Annotated in this window: 15 protein-coding genes; 10 read left to right on the top strand and 5 right to left on the bottom strand. The window is 43.7% G+C overall.

All coding sequences use genetic code 11. The annotated features are described in order from the left end of the window. Positions 1-60: 60 nt before the first annotated feature. Positions 61-687, bottom strand: a complete 627-nt coding sequence (locus PWYN_RS12800; protein WP_052088006.1) for an NAD(P)H-dependent oxidoreductase — start codon at positions 685-687, stop codon at positions 61-63. A gap of 80 nt (positions 688-767) precedes the next feature. On the opposite strand from PWYN_RS12800, the gene PWYN_RS12805 reads away from it, so the two are divergent. From PWYN_RS12805 to PWYN_RS12840, 8 genes are all read left to right on the top strand, one after another. Further along, on the top strand, positions 768-1,787 hold the full coding sequence (locus PWYN_RS12805; RefSeq protein WP_036652194.1) for an AraC family transcriptional regulator: 1,020 nt from the start codon (positions 768-770) through the stop codon (positions 1,785-1,787). A gap of 37 nt (positions 1,788-1,824) precedes the next feature. Beyond that, positions 1,825-2,289, top strand: a complete 465-nt coding sequence (locus PWYN_RS12810) for a 2-thiouracil desulfurase family protein (RefSeq protein ID WP_036652197.1) — start codon at positions 1,825-1,827, stop codon at positions 2,287-2,289. Between the two features lie 70 nt (positions 2,290-2,359). After that, on the top strand, positions 2,360-3,025 hold the full coding sequence (locus tag PWYN_RS12815; protein WP_036652199.1) for a hypothetical protein: 666 nt from the start codon (positions 2,360-2,362) through the stop codon (positions 3,023-3,025). A gap of 483 nt (positions 3,026-3,508) precedes the next feature. After that, positions 3,509-4,960, top strand: coding sequence for an IS1182 family transposase (locus tag PWYN_RS12820; RefSeq protein ID WP_052087777.1), 1,452 nt, complete (start codon positions 3,509-3,511; stop codon positions 4,958-4,960). 463 nt (positions 4,961-5,423) lie between these two features. Further along, entirely contained in the window at positions 5,424-6,143 is a 720-nt protein-coding gene (locus tag PWYN_RS12825; RefSeq protein ID WP_036652202.1) for a hypothetical protein, read from the top strand. A 6-nt stretch (positions 6,144-6,149) separates the two neighbouring features. After that, the gene (locus tag PWYN_RS12830) at positions 6,150-7,409 is read left to right on the top strand and encodes a polysaccharide deacetylase family protein (RefSeq protein ID WP_036652206.1); all 1,260 of its coding nucleotides are present in this window, start codon (positions 6,150-6,152) and stop codon (positions 7,407-7,409) included. Between the two features lie 119 nt (positions 7,410-7,528). Then, positions 7,529-8,614 carry a dual-specificity RNA methyltransferase RlmN gene (gene rlmN, locus PWYN_RS12835; protein WP_036652208.1) on the top strand — a complete coding sequence of 362 codons (1,086 nt, stop codon included), beginning with the start codon at positions 7,529-7,531 and terminating at the stop codon, positions 8,612-8,614. Positions 8,615-8,681: 67 nt separating this feature from the next. Further along, the gene (locus tag PWYN_RS12840) at positions 8,682-8,969 is read left to right on the top strand and encodes a DUF6509 family protein (RefSeq protein ID WP_036652210.1); all 288 of its coding nucleotides are present in this window, start codon (positions 8,682-8,684) and stop codon (positions 8,967-8,969) included. Positions 8,970-9,352: 383 nt separating this feature from the next. On the opposite strand, the gene PWYN_RS12845 is transcribed toward PWYN_RS12840, so the two are convergent. The 3 genes from PWYN_RS12845 to PWYN_RS12855 all read right to left on the bottom strand — a co-directional run bounded on the left by PWYN_RS12845 (position 9,353) and on the right by PWYN_RS12855 (position 12,832). Further along, a complete protein-coding gene (locus PWYN_RS12845; RefSeq protein ID WP_036652213.1) occupies positions 9,353-10,105 on the bottom strand; it encodes an esterase family protein in 753 nt (250 codons plus the stop codon). 10 nt (positions 10,106-10,115) lie between these two features. Continuing rightward, complete coding sequence (locus PWYN_RS12850) at positions 10,116-11,294, bottom strand: ATP-grasp domain-containing protein (protein WP_240479729.1); 1,179 nt, start codon at positions 11,292-11,294, stop codon at positions 10,116-10,118. An 80-nt stretch (positions 11,295-11,374) separates the two neighbouring features. Next, entirely contained in the window at positions 11,375-12,832 is a 1,458-nt protein-coding gene (locus tag PWYN_RS12855; RefSeq protein ID WP_240479730.1) for an FAD-dependent oxidoreductase, read from the bottom strand. Positions 12,833-13,005: 173 nt separating this feature from the next. On the opposite strand from PWYN_RS12855, the gene greA reads away from it, so the two are divergent. Continuing rightward, complete coding sequence (greA, locus tag PWYN_RS12860) at positions 13,006-13,485, top strand: transcription elongation factor GreA (RefSeq protein WP_036652215.1); 480 nt, start codon at positions 13,006-13,008, stop codon at positions 13,483-13,485. Positions 13,486-13,683: 198 nt separating this feature from the next. Further along, positions 13,684-14,361 (top strand): S-layer homology domain-containing protein, encoded by a 678-nt coding sequence (locus tag PWYN_RS12865; RefSeq protein WP_036652217.1) that lies wholly within the window; start codon positions 13,684-13,686, stop codon positions 14,359-14,361. Between the two features lie 4 nt (positions 14,362-14,365). Here PWYN_RS12865 and PWYN_RS12870 read toward each other — a convergent pair whose 3' ends face one another. Continuing rightward, positions 14,366-16,606: a GDYXXLXY domain-containing protein gene (locus PWYN_RS12870; protein WP_205622746.1), complete on the bottom strand. Its 2,241-nt coding sequence runs from the start codon at positions 16,604-16,606 to the stop codon at positions 14,366-14,368. Positions 16,607-16,626: the final 20 nt, after the last annotated feature.

The following is a 16,626-nucleotide window of genomic DNA, read 5'->3' on the forward strand; positions in this document are numbered from 1 at the left end:
TAAGCCCTCAGCTAATCTTTGCTTCCATTATACGATAGCTGAGGGGCCAGGCGGCGACATTTATGCTCTTTTAACCCCCAACGCTTCGATTTTCTTCAGCCACTTCTCTCGAACGTCTTTAGGTGAGGTTTTCACCATCCCTATCTCAGTAATCCACACGGGCTTTACTCCGCAAAATTGTAGGATTGCTCGCTTCATAATGAGATGTCCAGCCCGTTTAAGCACCAATCGGTAGTACCATGGTGGAGAATCCATCGTCACAATAAGGCGTGCGGTTTTGCCCTTCAATAGTTTTTCGATCGAGTAGGAATTAGGTTTCGTATTAAATGAATACCCGGGAAGAAATACCCGGTCAATGAAGCCCTTTAATATGGCAGGCATGGTTCCCCACCAATTCGGATAGACGAATACAAGATGATCCGCCCAGCGAATAGTCTCTTGTGCTGTTATTAAATCTTTTTCCAGTTCGGTTCGTTGCTGATACCCATGTTTAAGATTAGGTTCAAAGCTGATGTCGCCAAGATCGATTACACGAACGTCCGCGCCCGTGCCCACAGCACCTTTGGCGTAGGCTACGGCTAAGGCGTTGCAATAACTTTTGCGATTGGGATGTCCTATAATAACCGCTATATTGTTCTTCAATTGTATTCCTCCTTCACCGTGATAAGATGGATATACTGCAATCATAAGTCTGGAGCTCGGCGCAACAAATGATGAAAAGCGCAAAAATCTTGTTCTTTTGTGCAAATAAAGGAGGAGAGTCCCGATTGAATAGTCATGGCGTGTCTGTGTCTTTTCTATTTCCTGTCATGAAAACGCTGGTGCACAGAGGTTATGATTGGAATGCTTTCTGCGAATATGCTGCCATAGACACCAGCTTACTGCTAAACACAGAGGCGCGTATTCCAGCCGAGGATTTTGAACGTATAGTTAAGGCAGCCGCTTTATATACAGAGGATGAGTGGTTTGGTTTGCATCAGGGACAGGGTATGAGTATTTCTGATTTAGGAGTTCTCGGTTATGTCATGCTGCATTCGAAGACATTGGGTCAGGCATTGGCGGCCTATCAACAATACAATTTTATTATTTGCAGCGGATTTAATGCAGATCTAGAGGTGGAGGGGGAGGATATCCTTATCTCTATGGTCCTCCATAATTCATCTAAAGCCCCCAGCCGTCACTGTATAGAGGATATGACCGTTTCTTTCTATCGAATGATGCTCGGCTTAAGCTGTAGAGCCATTCCTGTGAAGGACGTTCATTTCATGCATAGTCCACCTTCCCGTACAGATGAATATATAGCTGCGTTTGGATGGGTACCGCAGTTTAATCAGAAGTCCAATACTCTGCGCCTTGGCAAAGAAATTCTGGATTATCCTGTGTTAAGTGCGGACCCGCGCCTGCTGGGAATCTTTGAAGCTATCGCCGAGGAGGTTCGCACTAAGCTTACTCAGGGCACCGTACTTACGGAGGAATTGAACCGATGGATTATTGAGTGTATGCCGACTCACTTTCCTACTCTGCAGGAGGCAGCCAGGTATATGCGAATGAGTGTAAGGACACTGCAAGCCAAGCTTAAGAAGGAGAATACCGCCTATAACCGTATGGCCAATGAGGTTCGCAAAGAACTTGCGCTCCGTTATCTGGATAAGCCGGAATACACGATCGCTGAAATAGCGTATCTGCTCCATTTTTCTGAGCCAAGTGCCTTGCAGTCCGCTTTTAGAAAGTGGATGGGGGTTACGCCGGGAGAATATAGACAACGTGCAGCAGTCGCGTCTAGATAGATTCAATCTATATATAAGAACAAAATGAGGTGAGCAAATGTTATTGGTAAGCTCCTGCCTGGCAGGACTTGAGGTTCGATACAACGGCACGCATAGTTTAAACCATAGAATTCATGAGTTGGTTCGGGAAGGCAAAGCCATGATGGTATGTCCCGAGTTGTTAGGAGGGTTATCCACGCCGAGGGAGCCTGCTGAAATTGTGGGTGGTGATGGAGAAGATGTGCTGAATGGAACCGCCAGAGTTAGAATAGAGTCGGGCAGGGACGTGACAGATGCCTTTATAAAGGGAGCCTACGAGACCCTTAGGATAGCCAAGGAAGTGGGCGCCTCAATAGTTGTTCTGAAGCAAAACAGTCCCTCCTGCGGAAGCACCCACATCTATAATGGTGAATTCTCGAACACAAAAATACCCGGATATGGCGTTACCGCAGCTTTGTTAATCAGAAACGGTATTAAGGTTATATCTGAGAACAACCTGTCGGAAGTGCTTGAAACCCTTTGATGAATGAAATCAGTTGAATTGTCCACAATAAGCAGGATGTTCAATTGATGCTCAAAGGAGAATATAGTTCATGAGAAGCCGTTTTTTGAAGTTAACCCTGTTAGGCATGTTTATCGTTTCGATGATCAGCCCGGCAGCGGGAGCAACAGCCAGAGCATTAGAGGATAAAGAGGTTCATGCACACAGCCAATGTTTGAGCCCGTCAATGGTGCAGCTAAACAGCAACCTTAGGAAGCTTTGGATCGACCATGTGATATGGACCCGGAGCTACATTGTCAGTGCACTTGCGGGTTTGGACGATCAGGAACAGGTACTTGCAAGGCTTCTGCAGAATCAGCAGGATCTTGGGAATGCGATAAAGCCTTATTACGGGGAAGAAGCTGGCAATAAGTTGGCTGGTCTCCTGAAAGAGCATATTCTTATTGCGGGAAAAATAGTAGCAGCTGCAAAAAGTGGAAATCAGGCGGATGTAGCAAAGTACAACAAAGATTGGTATAGAAATGCCGATGATATCGCTCAGTTTCTCAGCAGCGCTAACACGAATTGGACGAATAAAGACTTGAAGGATCTACTGTATCAGCATTTACAGTTGTTAACTGAGAATGTGGTGGCAAGGCTCGGCAAGAATTGGGATGCAGATATCAAAGCGTTTGATAAAGGGGAGAACCATATTATCAAGCTAGCCGACGTTCTCTCGGCAGGAATTATCAAGCAATTTCCCGATCAATTTAAATAAGTGAAATAGGAGTAAGATCAAGGCAGCTGTCCGAAGACAGCTTGCTTCATATTAAAAACCACCAAAAGTGAGCAAAGCAGCGCTACTCCGGTTATTGGAGAAGCGCTGCTTTGCGTTTTTGTTCATTGAAGGCTTACATTAGCAGACCATTTGCAAGTGAAAGCCAACGGTTAAGTATACGGCGGCAAATCGTCTACCTACATGGGTTTCAATAGGTATAGTTGCACAACGTACACTTATATTTCTCACTTAGCACACTTAAGGGTGGTTAATTGCACTTTCTACACTTATTTTTGAGTATTCCGGGGTTTAACCGACATATTCTTGTTTTTAGTTGCACAAAGTACATCTATCGATACATCACAGCGCCAAAAGCTAGAAATAAGTGTATAAAATCAGACTGTTGAGAAAGTCCGAATTTCAACACGACACCGCGTTAATTTGGTATAATATAGATAACTTTGCTAGAAAGCGCGGTGTCTTATGTTAAACGAAAAAGATCAAGGGGATAGCGGAAAATATCAAATGGAGATGGTTTGTTTAGACCAGTTGGTTCCCTCCGATCACCTCCTTCGTTTGGTCGAAAAACATGTGGATTTTTCGTTCATTACCGAAAAGGTACGCCCTTATTATAGTGCAACCCAAGGAAGACCTTCGATTCCACCCATCCGTTTATTCAAAATGATGCTGATTGGCTACCTGTTTAACATTCGTTCCGAACGCATCCTTGAGCAGGACATTAACGTTAACCTTGCCTACCGGTGGTTTTTAGGCCTGGGCCTTAGTGAACCAGTTCCGGACCATTCCACGATTAGTTATAACCGGAATGGACGATTTCAGGGAACCGATGTCTTCCAGGAAATCTTCGACGAAGTGGTGCGGCTTGCCATTTCCCACCGCATGATTGCGGGGCGGCTCTTAATTACAGATTCGACGCACATCGAGGCGAATGCCAATAAAAATCGTTATACGCAGCAAATGACGAGTGAGTCCCCGCACGCCTATCTGCAAGAGTTGGAGACCGCAGTCCATGAAAGCCGCCGTGCTCACGGGAAAAAGCCATTAGCTCCTCCACGCGGGAAACGGGAGGAGGAGCCCAAAAAACTGAAAGTGAGCCTGACTGATCCAGAGAGCGGCTACATGAATCGTAAGAACAAACCGGAAGGATTCTTTTACTTAGACCACCGGACGGTTGACCACAAATACAATATGATTACCGATGTGTATGTGACGCCAGGCAATGTCAATGATTCAACCGTGTATATGGAGCGCTTAACCCGGCAACTGGAGACCTTTGGTTTTCGAGACACCCTCGAAGCCATAGCCTTGGATTCCGGATACATGGTGCCCCATATTTGCAAACAAACGACGCCATGGATGACTGTAATTGCCGAGCGGAAACCACCCAGCAAACCCGGCTTTCTCACGAAAGAAGACTTTACCTATGATGCGAAAAAGGATGTATACGTATGTCCATTAGGACAACCACTCACGTACCGAACGACGAACCGACAAGGCTACAACGAGTATATATCATCCAAGGGGCACTGCGCGGCTTGCCCGAAAGTCACTCAATGTACTGAAAACTCCAAGCACCAGCGTACGATTCAGCGGCATGTATGGGAAGACTTCAAAGAGAAAGTACACCAAAACCGGAAAAGTCCCGAAGGCGAGAAAATCTACAAATACCGCGCTCAAACCATTGAGCGTAGCTTTGCTGATGCCAAAAATCTCCACGGGTACCGTCGATGCCGAATGCGGGGCAAAGCCAAGATGCAGGAACAGGCATTGATGACGGCCATTGCACAGAATCTGAAGAAAATGGCCCGTCACTTAGCAAAGATGGAGGCCTATGCTTTTCATTTGTGTATGAAAAAGAGTAACCTTCACTACTTTAACCGTCATTTGGGTTTCCGCATGATATTTGCAGCTTGAAAGTTTGCTTTCTCAACAGTCTGATAAAATACATCTATTACACTGACTACCTCCGAATTTTCGGTAGGTAAGAAGTTTGTGTAAGCGAGAAGAAAGTAGTTTTTTGGATGTTGTTTGTAAGTGTGGTTGTAGATTGGGATGTTTCTTCCTGCCCTTCCTGCACCGGGTATCGCACTTCAAACATCTCGTTTAGTTGAAGGAATGAATGGTAAGTGTAATTTGAAAACCATAGGAGCGATAGTCTATATAGGTTACATTTACCGTGAGGTATAATGTCTACCACCTCTCTCAAGAAAACTCATCCTTAAGGCATGGATAAATCCACTGCCGGAGGTGAAATAGGCCCTCGGATACATTTACCAAAGTTAGATATAAAGGCTCACTTACATAGGTCGTAATTAAACTATAATAGATTCGTGAGTGCTCGACATATTTTGACATTTATAATGAGGTGATAGTATAGATGATCTCTCCCTTTTTCAAAAAGAAAGATTCCATGGAGAAAGACTCAAAATCGGGTATGGGCCAAAAGTTACAACCTGTTGTAGAGCCTGAGGAGGAACAAGACGAATTGGATACAGTCGAGGCTTTATCCGGTCTGATCTCTACAGGTAAAGCACAATTGGATAAGAAGTCATTGGATTTGATCTTCGCGGTTGAGCAAATTATACAGTCTAGACAGCATGCCGAGACCAACAGTCATGAACTTCAGGATCGGTTAACGCATTCAACTGGACATGTAGAACGGTTAAACCGGGATATGAAGAACCTGAACAAGGTTATTGAAGAGAAAGAAAAGAACATCCTAGAGCTTGAGCATAAGTTGATTGAGAAGAATCTGAAGGTAGATCAGGTAATAGAGGACTATCGTGAACTTCAGACTACTATGGCTGCTGAGATTGACGAGTTAAAGAGCAGCATTGATCTGGAACAGCAAAAGTATGTGAGTGTGGTTCAGAAGCATAATGAAGCCCATTCCGATAAGCTCAAAAAAATAAATGATCTGGAAGAGAAACTGGGACGTGTGGAAGTTGAGAACTCGCATCTCAAGCAGAAGTATGACACGATACGTCAAGAAAAAGCTTACCTATCCAGCATGATTAGTGACTTTACCAATCGTATGACGTTACCCTTTGGCAATAATACCTTGACAGAGCGTAAAGACGGAAACGGAGATACATAAGAATTCATGCCAGCAAATGAAACCAATACCCTGCTAATGATTGAGTTACTGTCACTTGAGCACATACTGACAGGTTATCAGATAGAGGTAGGTCTAACCCGGAATGACGGTTATGCAAAATGCGTTCTTACTATTGATGAATATACATATACTCAGCTGAATTTACTCGGTCCCTTTAACCTTGGCAGGGTGCGGTTATCACTCTATCCCAAGTGGGACCCTTATCGAAATATACATTATAGTACACTTATAAAAATGAATAGAACCTTTAGTGAGACGTTGTATTTTGCATGCTCTGAATATTATGTATCGCAACTTCTTCAGTTAAAACAGCCAGAGAATCCCCACAACGAAGATGTGATGGTTAATCAACCGGAACTTCCCACTACTAAACCTGCACAGCCTATATACGGAAAAAGTAGACAACGATTTGGACGCATAGCCTTAAGGTGCATAATGTTCAGCGTTTTGCTGTTATTACTAAGCCTGCGATGGGATGACAGCTTATTAACGAATCGAGTAGAAGCGCTCGAGGAACCGGTGAATGTTACCCTGAAGGGCGACTCAGTTAAGCTTGCACAGCCTCTTGTTCGTACTGCATCTATCCAGGCTGAGCCCACCGATTCTCTTTCCGAGGATATTGTAGATCCTCCAAATGAAACGTCTCGGATACCCAGTAATGAGTTTGATCTGGATGCAGATACCTTTGAATATGGATTGCCAAAAGGCTATGTGGCCTTAACCTTTGATGACGGTCCTTCCCGTTACACCAAGCAAATCGTAGATATTCTGGTTGAGCACAACGTTTCAGCGAACTTTTTTTTTATAGGAAGGAATGTTCTTCATCGTCCGGATGAGGTGAAATACGCCCATGAACATGATATGCCGATTGGCAATCATTCTTGGGATCACAGCGAGATGACCGGGAATACGGATCAGGAGAATGAGGCCAATCTTCTGAAGGTAAATCAGGCTCTGGTCGATATCATTCAATCACCTATTACAATGTTCCGGCCGCCTTACGGTTCTATTGATCATAACTTAGCCGATAAGGTGATGGACCAACAGATGAAGGTGCTGCTATGGAACCGCGACCCTGAGGATTGGAGAGCCAAGAATCCAGAGGAAATCTTGAATTATTTCCACAAAGCGGATTCAACCGGCGGAATTTTTCTCCTGCACGAACGAAAATTTACTGTAGAGGCCTTGCCTGAAATCATTGAGTACCTTCAAAGTGAAAACTTGAAATTCGCCATATTTAAATAATTCTCCAAGCGTATCCGTTCATAGGGTGCGCTTTTTTTGCAGGTTTTCTCCTTGTTTTAATAGAAAAAATTTGAGACAATGAAGTTTGGTTTATTATAGCTTTGAAATGAGGATCAATAATGAATAAAGAAAACATATATGGATTAACCTTTGAACAACTGACGGCGTGGCTGTTGGAATACGGTCATAAGAAATTCCGGGCTTCACAGGTCTGGGATTGGCTGTATAACAAGCGGGTAACCAGCTTTGTAGATATGATAGATGTGAATGCCGGGTGTATTGAATTACTGGCTGAGAATTTTGTGATACTAACGTTGGAAGAACACACCATGCAGGAATCAGCAGATGGAACCATTAAGTTTTTGTTCAAGCTGGCAGACGGCAATCTGATTGAAACGGTACTGATGAGACAGAAGTTTGGTTTGTCCGTATGTGTTACCACTCAGGTCGGCTGCAACATTGGCTGTAGTTTCTGTGCGAGCGGACTGTTGGCCAAGAGCCGAGATTTAACGAGCGGGGAAATCGTGGAACAAATTATGAAGGTCCAGCTACATTTGGACCAAGCACAGAAGGATGAATTGGTGAGTCATGTTGTAGTTATGGGCATCGGCGAGCCGTTTGATAATTACACCCATCTGGTCAACTTCCTGCAGATTATTAAAAACAACAAGGGGCTAGCTATTGCCGGTAGAAGAATTACGGTATCCACCAGCGGTCTTTCCCACAAAATTATTGATTTTGCAGATGACAATTTACAGGTGAATCTGGCGGTTTCCTTGCATGCGCCTAACAACGAGCTTCGGACGCGGATTATGAAGATCAACAAGGCCATTCCCATTGAGAAATTAATGGAAGCTATTGATTATTATTTAGAAAAGACGAACCGGAGAATCACGATTGAATACATTCTGATGAAGGATGTAAATGATAAGAGAGAGCATGCACTAGAGCTGGCTGAACTCCTTGCAAGCAGAAAGCCGCTTGTGAACGTAAACTTAATTCCTTACAATCCCGTGGATGAGCACAGTCAATATCAAAGAAGTGAGCTGGAATCAGTGCGTGCGTTTTATGATACGCTTAAGAAGCAGGGAGTTAGTGTAAGTACACGCCTGGAGCACGGTGCAGATATTGATGCGGCTTGCGGACAGTTAAGAAGCAAACAAATTAAAGTCTCTAAGGATCAAAGTCCAGCTCTAAAAGTCTAATATAGGCGTTTCTGGCCAAAATGTGATACGATGATGGAGGAATTTTAGAAAAGAGGCGGATAAAGAGATGTTGATGATTACGAACTATACCGTAGATGTATTAAAAGATCCTTTTGGCATATTAGCCGGCAAGCGGTATGAATTTAAGCTTGATCTGGATATTCCGGAGGATGATGAGCTTCATTCCGAGCACGGAATATATGCACGGATTATTCTTAAAGTAGATGAGGATCAAACAAGCGTAGTGAGTAACGATCTTCTTGAGAGAACAACAGATCGTTTACTGGACTTCGATATGGAAGCTGAAGAAGAAGAGGCAGCGATTCTTTTCTGCAAAGAGCATATACCCGCGTAATGATGAACTGGGGCTGTCTCAAAGTAGAAATTTTTGACGAATGAGATAGCCTTTTGTACTTCAAAGCCGTAAAAGCTAAAAAACGAGCCAGTCTCCGGTTATTGGAGACTGGCTCGTTTTCGATTTTGACCCATAATGCCTTACTTTGGCAGATTATGGGCAGCGAAAGAAGAAATTTTTGAATGTTTCCGCTGAAAGTAGCGGAGAGGACGGAACGATTGCGGAAAGCGGTAGCGGTCGCCTTTGTGTCCGGATGTACACTGCTAAGAGTAAATTCAATACATCTGGACACAACAGCGATTGTAGCAACGGTCCGTCCGCGGAGCGTCCTCACATGCACAACCGTCTATCGGACTCCAAAAACAAGGGGCTGAAGCGACCTTTTAGGTAAAAATACTACTCATATAATGATGGATTTGCTTATTCCACCAAGGCCAATCATGATTTACATCGGTCCCCCAATAATCAATCTGCGCTGGAATATGCTTATGATGGAGAATATCATGAAGCAGGCGGGTCTCATGAAGCATTTCATCCTCATACGCGCCCTGTCCGCAGCAAATGATAATTCGGCTTTGCCGATATTGGTTAAGGTAATGGTCATCCTGCAGCTGCGGCAGGTAATGAAGCGGAGAATTTAGGTAGACTGCACCCTCTCTGTAATCGCCGAAGAAATAGTGGGTAGAATATACCCCGCTTAAGGAGATCAATGAATCGAAGAAATGCGGGTGACGGAAGAAAAAGTTGGCACTGTAGTAACCGCCCATGGAGCATCCGGAAATTAAGATTTTCTGCGGTTCTCCCGCGTTACTCCATTGACTTTGTTGAAGAATTCCCGGAATCAGCTCCTGCGAAATATACTTATCGTATTGCTCATGCCGATTGATCTTATCCTCAATGTTCCAGTGCTCCGAGAAAAAGGTTTCCTCATCGATAGAATCGCAGGCCCATATTTGCAGCTTGCCGCTGTCAATGAATTCGCGAAGGGTATCTATCATTCCGGAATCCTCGTATTGATAGAATCTTCCGAGTGAGGTAGGGAACACAAGCATAGGCTTGCCCGCGTGGCCGTATATTTTATATTCCATATCTTTATGAAGAAAATGACTGTATTCCTTATGATAGCTAACCTTCATTCCAGACTCACTACCCTTCTTCTTGTTGAATATACCTCACGATGTCCCTAACTTCATCTAATAGGGTAGAACGGAATTGATAGGCGCTGTTCCCTGAGGCTCTGCTGAAAATCTCGTCAATTCTATTATAATGAACGATTTTCTCCCCGTAGGTACGTATAATGTCCTCATGGCTGTTCACGTAATGCTTGTGGTTTTTTCGGCTGGCATAACCTACATAATATTGACCCGGGTAGGGCCCGCCGACCTGATTATGTACCACCATACTAGCCCATTCCTTATACACATTTACATCATATGCATAATTAATAGCATCGGTCATCCAGGCTCCCGGCGGCCTCATATTGACTTCGAGGGCAATAATCCGTCCGTCTTTATTGGATTTGAATAATTCAATATGGAAGAACCGTTCCTTAATATCAAAGGCTTTGAGAATGCTTCTGCCGGCCTGTTCAACCTCGGGACTTATGTCCTTCAAGCAGAAATAGTAGAGATGATCATCCGAATTCACAACCTCCATCACACTTTGCTCAAAAAGATGGCTCACTGCAAACCGAACCTCACCGTTAATGTCGACCAGACCGTCATAGGTAAGAATAACCCCGTCAATATACTCTTCGATGATGAAATCTACATACGCGGGTTTGGTAGCGAAGAAGTAATTCAGTTCCTCTTCACTTCGGATCTTATAGGTCATGCTGGCTCCCGAACCCAGATCCGGTTTGACCACTAGAGGGAAGCCGGCGCTATGTATGAACTCATCGACACTTGCGCGGTCTCTTCCGGTGGAGAATTGTACGGTACTTACACCGCTTTTATGAAAGAAATCCTTCATTTTAGACTTCTGCTTCAAGTTATAAATAAAGTCTGTTTTGGTTCCGTAAATATTAAAGTCGGTGCGTACTTGGGCATCCAGCTCCAACCAATATTCATTCAGGGATTCAAAGCGGTCTATTTTGCCGTATTTGTGTGTAAAATATCCAACCGCCCGCAAAATCTCATCGTAATTCTCCAGATCATTGATTTTGTAATATTCGGTGAGTGAGTCTTTAAGACGTTGATTCATACTGTCGTATTCTGCATCTCCAATACCCAATACATTTGCACGCTGATTATGCAGTTCATAACAAAATTCAGTACTGTTCTGGGGAAATTGAGGGGAGAAAAAGATAAAATTAATGAGACTCACTCCTTCAGCGAAATTTCAATTCCGAGTTAAATTGTATGATTAATTTAATCTAATCTACCAGTTTGATTCAGATCCGTCAATCATCTCAGAGTAATCTGGTATTCTTTCTCCAAATATTTATGAATTCTCTCGAAGTCGGCCTCGTTCAGATCGCATAACAGCTTGTCCCGCTCACGTCCCAATATAATTCCGATAGTCTGCGCAGCCAGGGCGGTTGTAGGCATAATACGGGCGCTTCCGTAGGCTTTAATGGTGGCTCCTACATTCTTACCAACTACCAGCACATTATCGTAGGATTTCAGTTCAAAGGAACGAAGAGGAAGCCCATAGCGGTCAGGCTTGCCGTATCCGATACCCCACGGAATGGACCGACTACCCTGAATATCTACCGGATAGCCGCCAAGACTGACGTTATCCCAGAACATTCTATTTCCCATGAGATCCGGATATTCAAGAACATACTCGGTTTCATAACGGTTATAGTCACGAATATATAAATATTCAGGGAGATCATTCAGTTCCGCATGGATGAAGCCGGGTACATGTGAACGGAAAAAGTTCAGAATATGGGGAGCTTCCGCTTGGGCTTTTGCAATAGCCGACTGTACAGATCTTAGGTCCGAAGGATTCACATCATATATTAACAGACCGTTTATGGTAACCTCACCGTCCTTTTGGTTGGTGATATTTAGTCCACGAAGCATAAGCTGTTTATCCTGCGGCGTATAATGACGCATGATCTTACCCAACCCTGTGGCAAAATGGCTGTTAGCATAAGTATTTGAGCCGTATTTTTCATATACGTTGGTTAGGGGGTAGGCACTCAGGATGGCCTTCTGCAGGGAGTGCCAATGTACCTTTTGGAGGTTCAACATGTAGGTAGCCGCCATATAGTCAGGTTCTGTCTGTTTCTTCTTATAAAGAGTCTCCATTCCTGGAATACGCCTACTCTCAAGTCTACCCGTTAAGGCACCGAAGTCGGTATTTTCTACCCAATACTTAGATCTAATTCTATACGAGCTGCCATTTGGGAGATGATAATTCATGAATTTAAGCGACTTATCTTGGTCAATTGTGAACGTATTCAAAGTGTCAATAACGATTCCGCTCTGGATGGGGATATCTTTAATCAAATGGTCATAATAGCGCTGGAAATCGGGGGCTTTACGGATGGTTCCCGCTTTATATTTCGTAAACAAGTTCTTAATCTCACCCTGTACCAAACTTCTACGGTGGTTATCATGTACATCATCCAGAAAAAACATTTGCCCTTGAATCAGCTCGCCGCCCGGCTTAGGCCGCGGATCGAGAATCAGCACTTTCAGGCCCGCAGCTTGAGCTTCCTTCGCCAGCAATACACCTTGTATCTCGCTTCCGATGACAACAACATCATAAAGATCGTTAGTAACCGCTGCAATAGTTGAACCTATTGCTGTAATCGGATGAGCAAGCGTTCCTGTTAGGGATAGAAATGACGCCGTAATCAGCGTACCTGTGAACCAAAGGCAAAGCGAAAGCTTATTGGACATGAATTTCATGAATCTGTCTCCTTACTCTCTATTAATTAGAAAAGCGTAGGGGTAGTATAGGCTCTGAATTCCCAAGTTATTCTCAGCATTTGGGTTTTTCGAGGGGAGGAAGCCTTTGTTTTGGCATCTTTATGGATTTTAGGTTAAAATACAATAAAGCAGTTAAAATAGGAGTTGTAAAAATGTCAAATGATGAAGTGTTCTTGACCAAAGAAGGTTTGGCTAAGATTGAGGATGAGCTGAAAGAAATTAAAACGGTAAAACGCAAGGAATTAGCAGCGCGTCTAAAATTAGCAATAAGCTATGGTGACCTTAAGGAAAACAGTGAGTATCACTCGGCTAAGAATGATCAATCATTCATGGAAACCCGAGTTATGATATTGGAGAAGATGTTAAGAAAAGCCCGTGTCGTAGATGAGTTGAGTGTAGATATCTCTGTAGTCAGCATGGGTTGTGTTGTTATCCTGAATGACATGGAGTATTCCGAGAAGATTGAATACCGAATTGTAGGGGCTGCTGAAGCCGATGTTTTAGATAATAAAATTTCCTATGAAAGCCCGCTCGGCAAAGAACTTATAGGGAAAAAAGTCGGAGACATCATCAATGTTAATGCTCCAATGGGAATTATAAAATATGAGTTGCTTGAAATAAGAGCATTCTAAACGAAAAGACGCCGATCCTTTATAGAAAAGGGTGGCGTCTTTTGGTTTAAAAGTTAGCCTATCTATATTCACCATAGATAGGCTGTTTTTTTGTGCAATATGGGTGAGGCGTCTAGAGCTTGCAACCTTTATCAGTGGATTCCGTCTGAAAGAGGGAATACACCCTGCCAGCACAATAAAATCCACGAGGTGAACCAAATGAAGAAGAACATAATAAAAAGTCTTGCACTTACGGGTACTGCGCTCTTGACTCTTTCCTTCGCGGGACAAAGCTTTGCAGCGTCAGCAACTTTTACAGACCTAGGAAATATAAAAGCGAAGGATAAAATCGTAAGCTTGCAAGATAAGGGTTTGATTAACGGAGTAGGTGGAGACCGCTTCGCACCAAATGCTCCTATTACGGCAGCACAGGGAATTCAAATGGTGGTTAAGGCACTTGATCTCAACCTTGACTTGATCCGCTTTATTAAAGAACCAAAGGCAACGGATTATTATGCTCATGCTAAGAACGATGCCTGGTATTCAGACACTCTAATCATAGCTGCGAATAACGGGATGGATTTGCCGTCTGATTTGAATCCGAACAAAGTGTGGGACCGTGAAGAGTTCACGCATCAACTTATCATAGCTATGGAAAAACACAGCAATCTGCCTATGATTAAGATCATTCCGGTTGAGATTGCCGACGTTGATAAATTCACCAATGGTTATGATGGATCGATTCAACGTGCACTTGTTTTGAACATTGCTGAATTGGATGCCAAAGGGAATTTCAACCCAAAACAAAAAGTCACCCGTGCTGAAGCCGCAGTAATGATTTACAATGCACTGGAGTATATTAAAGCCCATCCCGCACCAGCAGGTGACGCTTCTTAATCGGTTATTGATAGGATAACGACTCTAGAAGTGCATCTCCGTGAGTGTTAACTCGAATGGATGCAAACCGGGCCTTGGCCTGGACCTCCAGTCCGGTACCTTCGGGAACAAAATACGTTTCAATACCATAGCGGATGGGTCCCCATCCGCTTAATTTTCCGTTAATAACTACTTCTCCCTCGGCAACAGCTTCTCCATTCTTCAATAAGCGATCAAAGATATATACTCCTCTGTTATCCGGTGAGAGAACCACCTTAACCTTGCGTTGACCGCGGTAATCCTCCAGTTCTGAAGCTATCGACTCGGGAGGGCTTGAGATACTATAATTCAAGACGACATAATCGCCCTGAAGCAATGATCTGGGATCAAGGGGTTGAATCTCCAGCTTCACTGTTGTCCCTGTTGTTAACAGAATCTCACTTCGTACGGAATAAATCCCTAGATATGCAAACTGCAATACAACAATAATAGCAATCAGCACAAAATTTCTTCGCAGCAACCCGCTTTGCTCAACGTTAGGCTCGGCAATCACCGATCGGCGGGCAAAGAAGTAGCTTAAGGTGATAATGATAATACCCAATAGAGCAAGGGTTGCAGACTTATGCAATAGCGACCAGAATATATCGTAGTATTTATACACCAGGAATGCGAACCAGAACACCAGACTTACTCCGGCATCAAAGGATTGTTCGCGGCGTAGGAACCCAAATACCAGCAGTGTGACTACAGTAAAATAGATGACATTGAACAGCTCATAGGAATAGGGAAAGATATCTCCCAGGAAGGTTAACCAGAACATAAATAACAGAGTGAAGAAGAACGCCCCGGTTCTTACATGCTGCCTTATCGGGCTCTGTGGGATTGAAAAATGCAGAGCATACAGAACGGCATTTAGGAGCGTTAATACAAGTATGATGAAGGTGGAAATATGATTTGATCTACTTATCGTATCAAGCATTTGGAACAATAGGATGGCAACATTAAGATTCAGAAGCGCGTAGGTTAGGAAACGTTGCTTACTTCCTTGAAGCCGAACCCAGCCTGCTATAGACAGAGCCATAAATAGGAGGGACAAGCCTAGGGAATCAATCCATACAATAGCTGCAATCCCGGTAATATAGCCGATAGTAAGTACTGTATATCTCACAACCGTATTGACACGAGGCAGTATGATCATGGGAATGATAAATACTAAAGCTAGAGTGAGCAGTACATATTCAGGATCACTAAGACCGGAAGCCACCAATACAATACCAATTAAAGAAATACTTCCGATAATCACTCCGATAACGGTAACAATGACCGAGACGATCTTACCCGTAAGCAGTGTGTTAGGGTGCTCTGGCTTTTCTTCAGTAATTTCTTCAGTGGCTTCGGAACGTGAAGGTTGGCCAAGCTTGTTCAGGTAACGGAAGAACCCTACATTAAAGGTTAATAATATCGCCACAAACACCAGTCCATAGAAGAAAAACCAGATGGAGGCATGTCTGCTTGCGAGCTCAATAAATTTAAAGACAGCAAAGGCAGAAGCAGCTAAGGCATTCAGGGTTAGGAAGGTTCTACCCAACCGGACTCGAATGAAGTAATAGAAGCCAAAGGCAATTGCGGCAAGACTTAGAATATTCATCCAAATGCCATAGGTTTCGAAAGCCCAGGAATTTGTAAGGATCAGCAGGGTAACATGGATGAGGATAAAACTGAGGAATTTGATGGGTACAGACCGTAACCGATGTATCTCCGTAAGCCCGAACAGGAGAAGATTAATACCGGCAAACAACAGCCCAATCCCTAGTCGCTGTTCCTCACTATGAACCACAAATAGGGAGGAAGGGAAGAAATAGAACCATAAGGTAAGATGGATCAGCGCATAAGACAGCACGTAGAAAGGGTTATAGCGAGTAATCCAAGTCAGAAGTACCGCAGGTATCGCCCATATCATAAATAGGGTATAGCTGTCCGCGTGGGAGTTATAAATCTGATTAAGTAAAGCTACAGCAATCCCAAAGGAAATACAGCCGCCTAACAAAAATAGATCGGAAAGAAAAGCATGGACAGAAGGCATAGCTTTCAACCGGGTTAAGGTAAAGGATATTCCATAGAACAGCAGTACTAATCCCGCAGAAATAAGAATCTTCTCTATTCGATCCAAGCCGCTCCAATTCGCTGCAAAGAAGTAGATAATTCCTGCCAGTACTAGCGAGACGCCCAGCATCAATCCTGTTCTAACGCCATTTAATCGAAGCATTCCGTTCACCCGCCCTTTTC

This window comes from Paenibacillus wynnii, from assembly GCF_000757885.1.
Lineage (GTDB): Bacteria > Bacillota > Bacilli > Paenibacillales > Paenibacillaceae > Paenibacillus_AQ > Paenibacillus_AQ wynnii.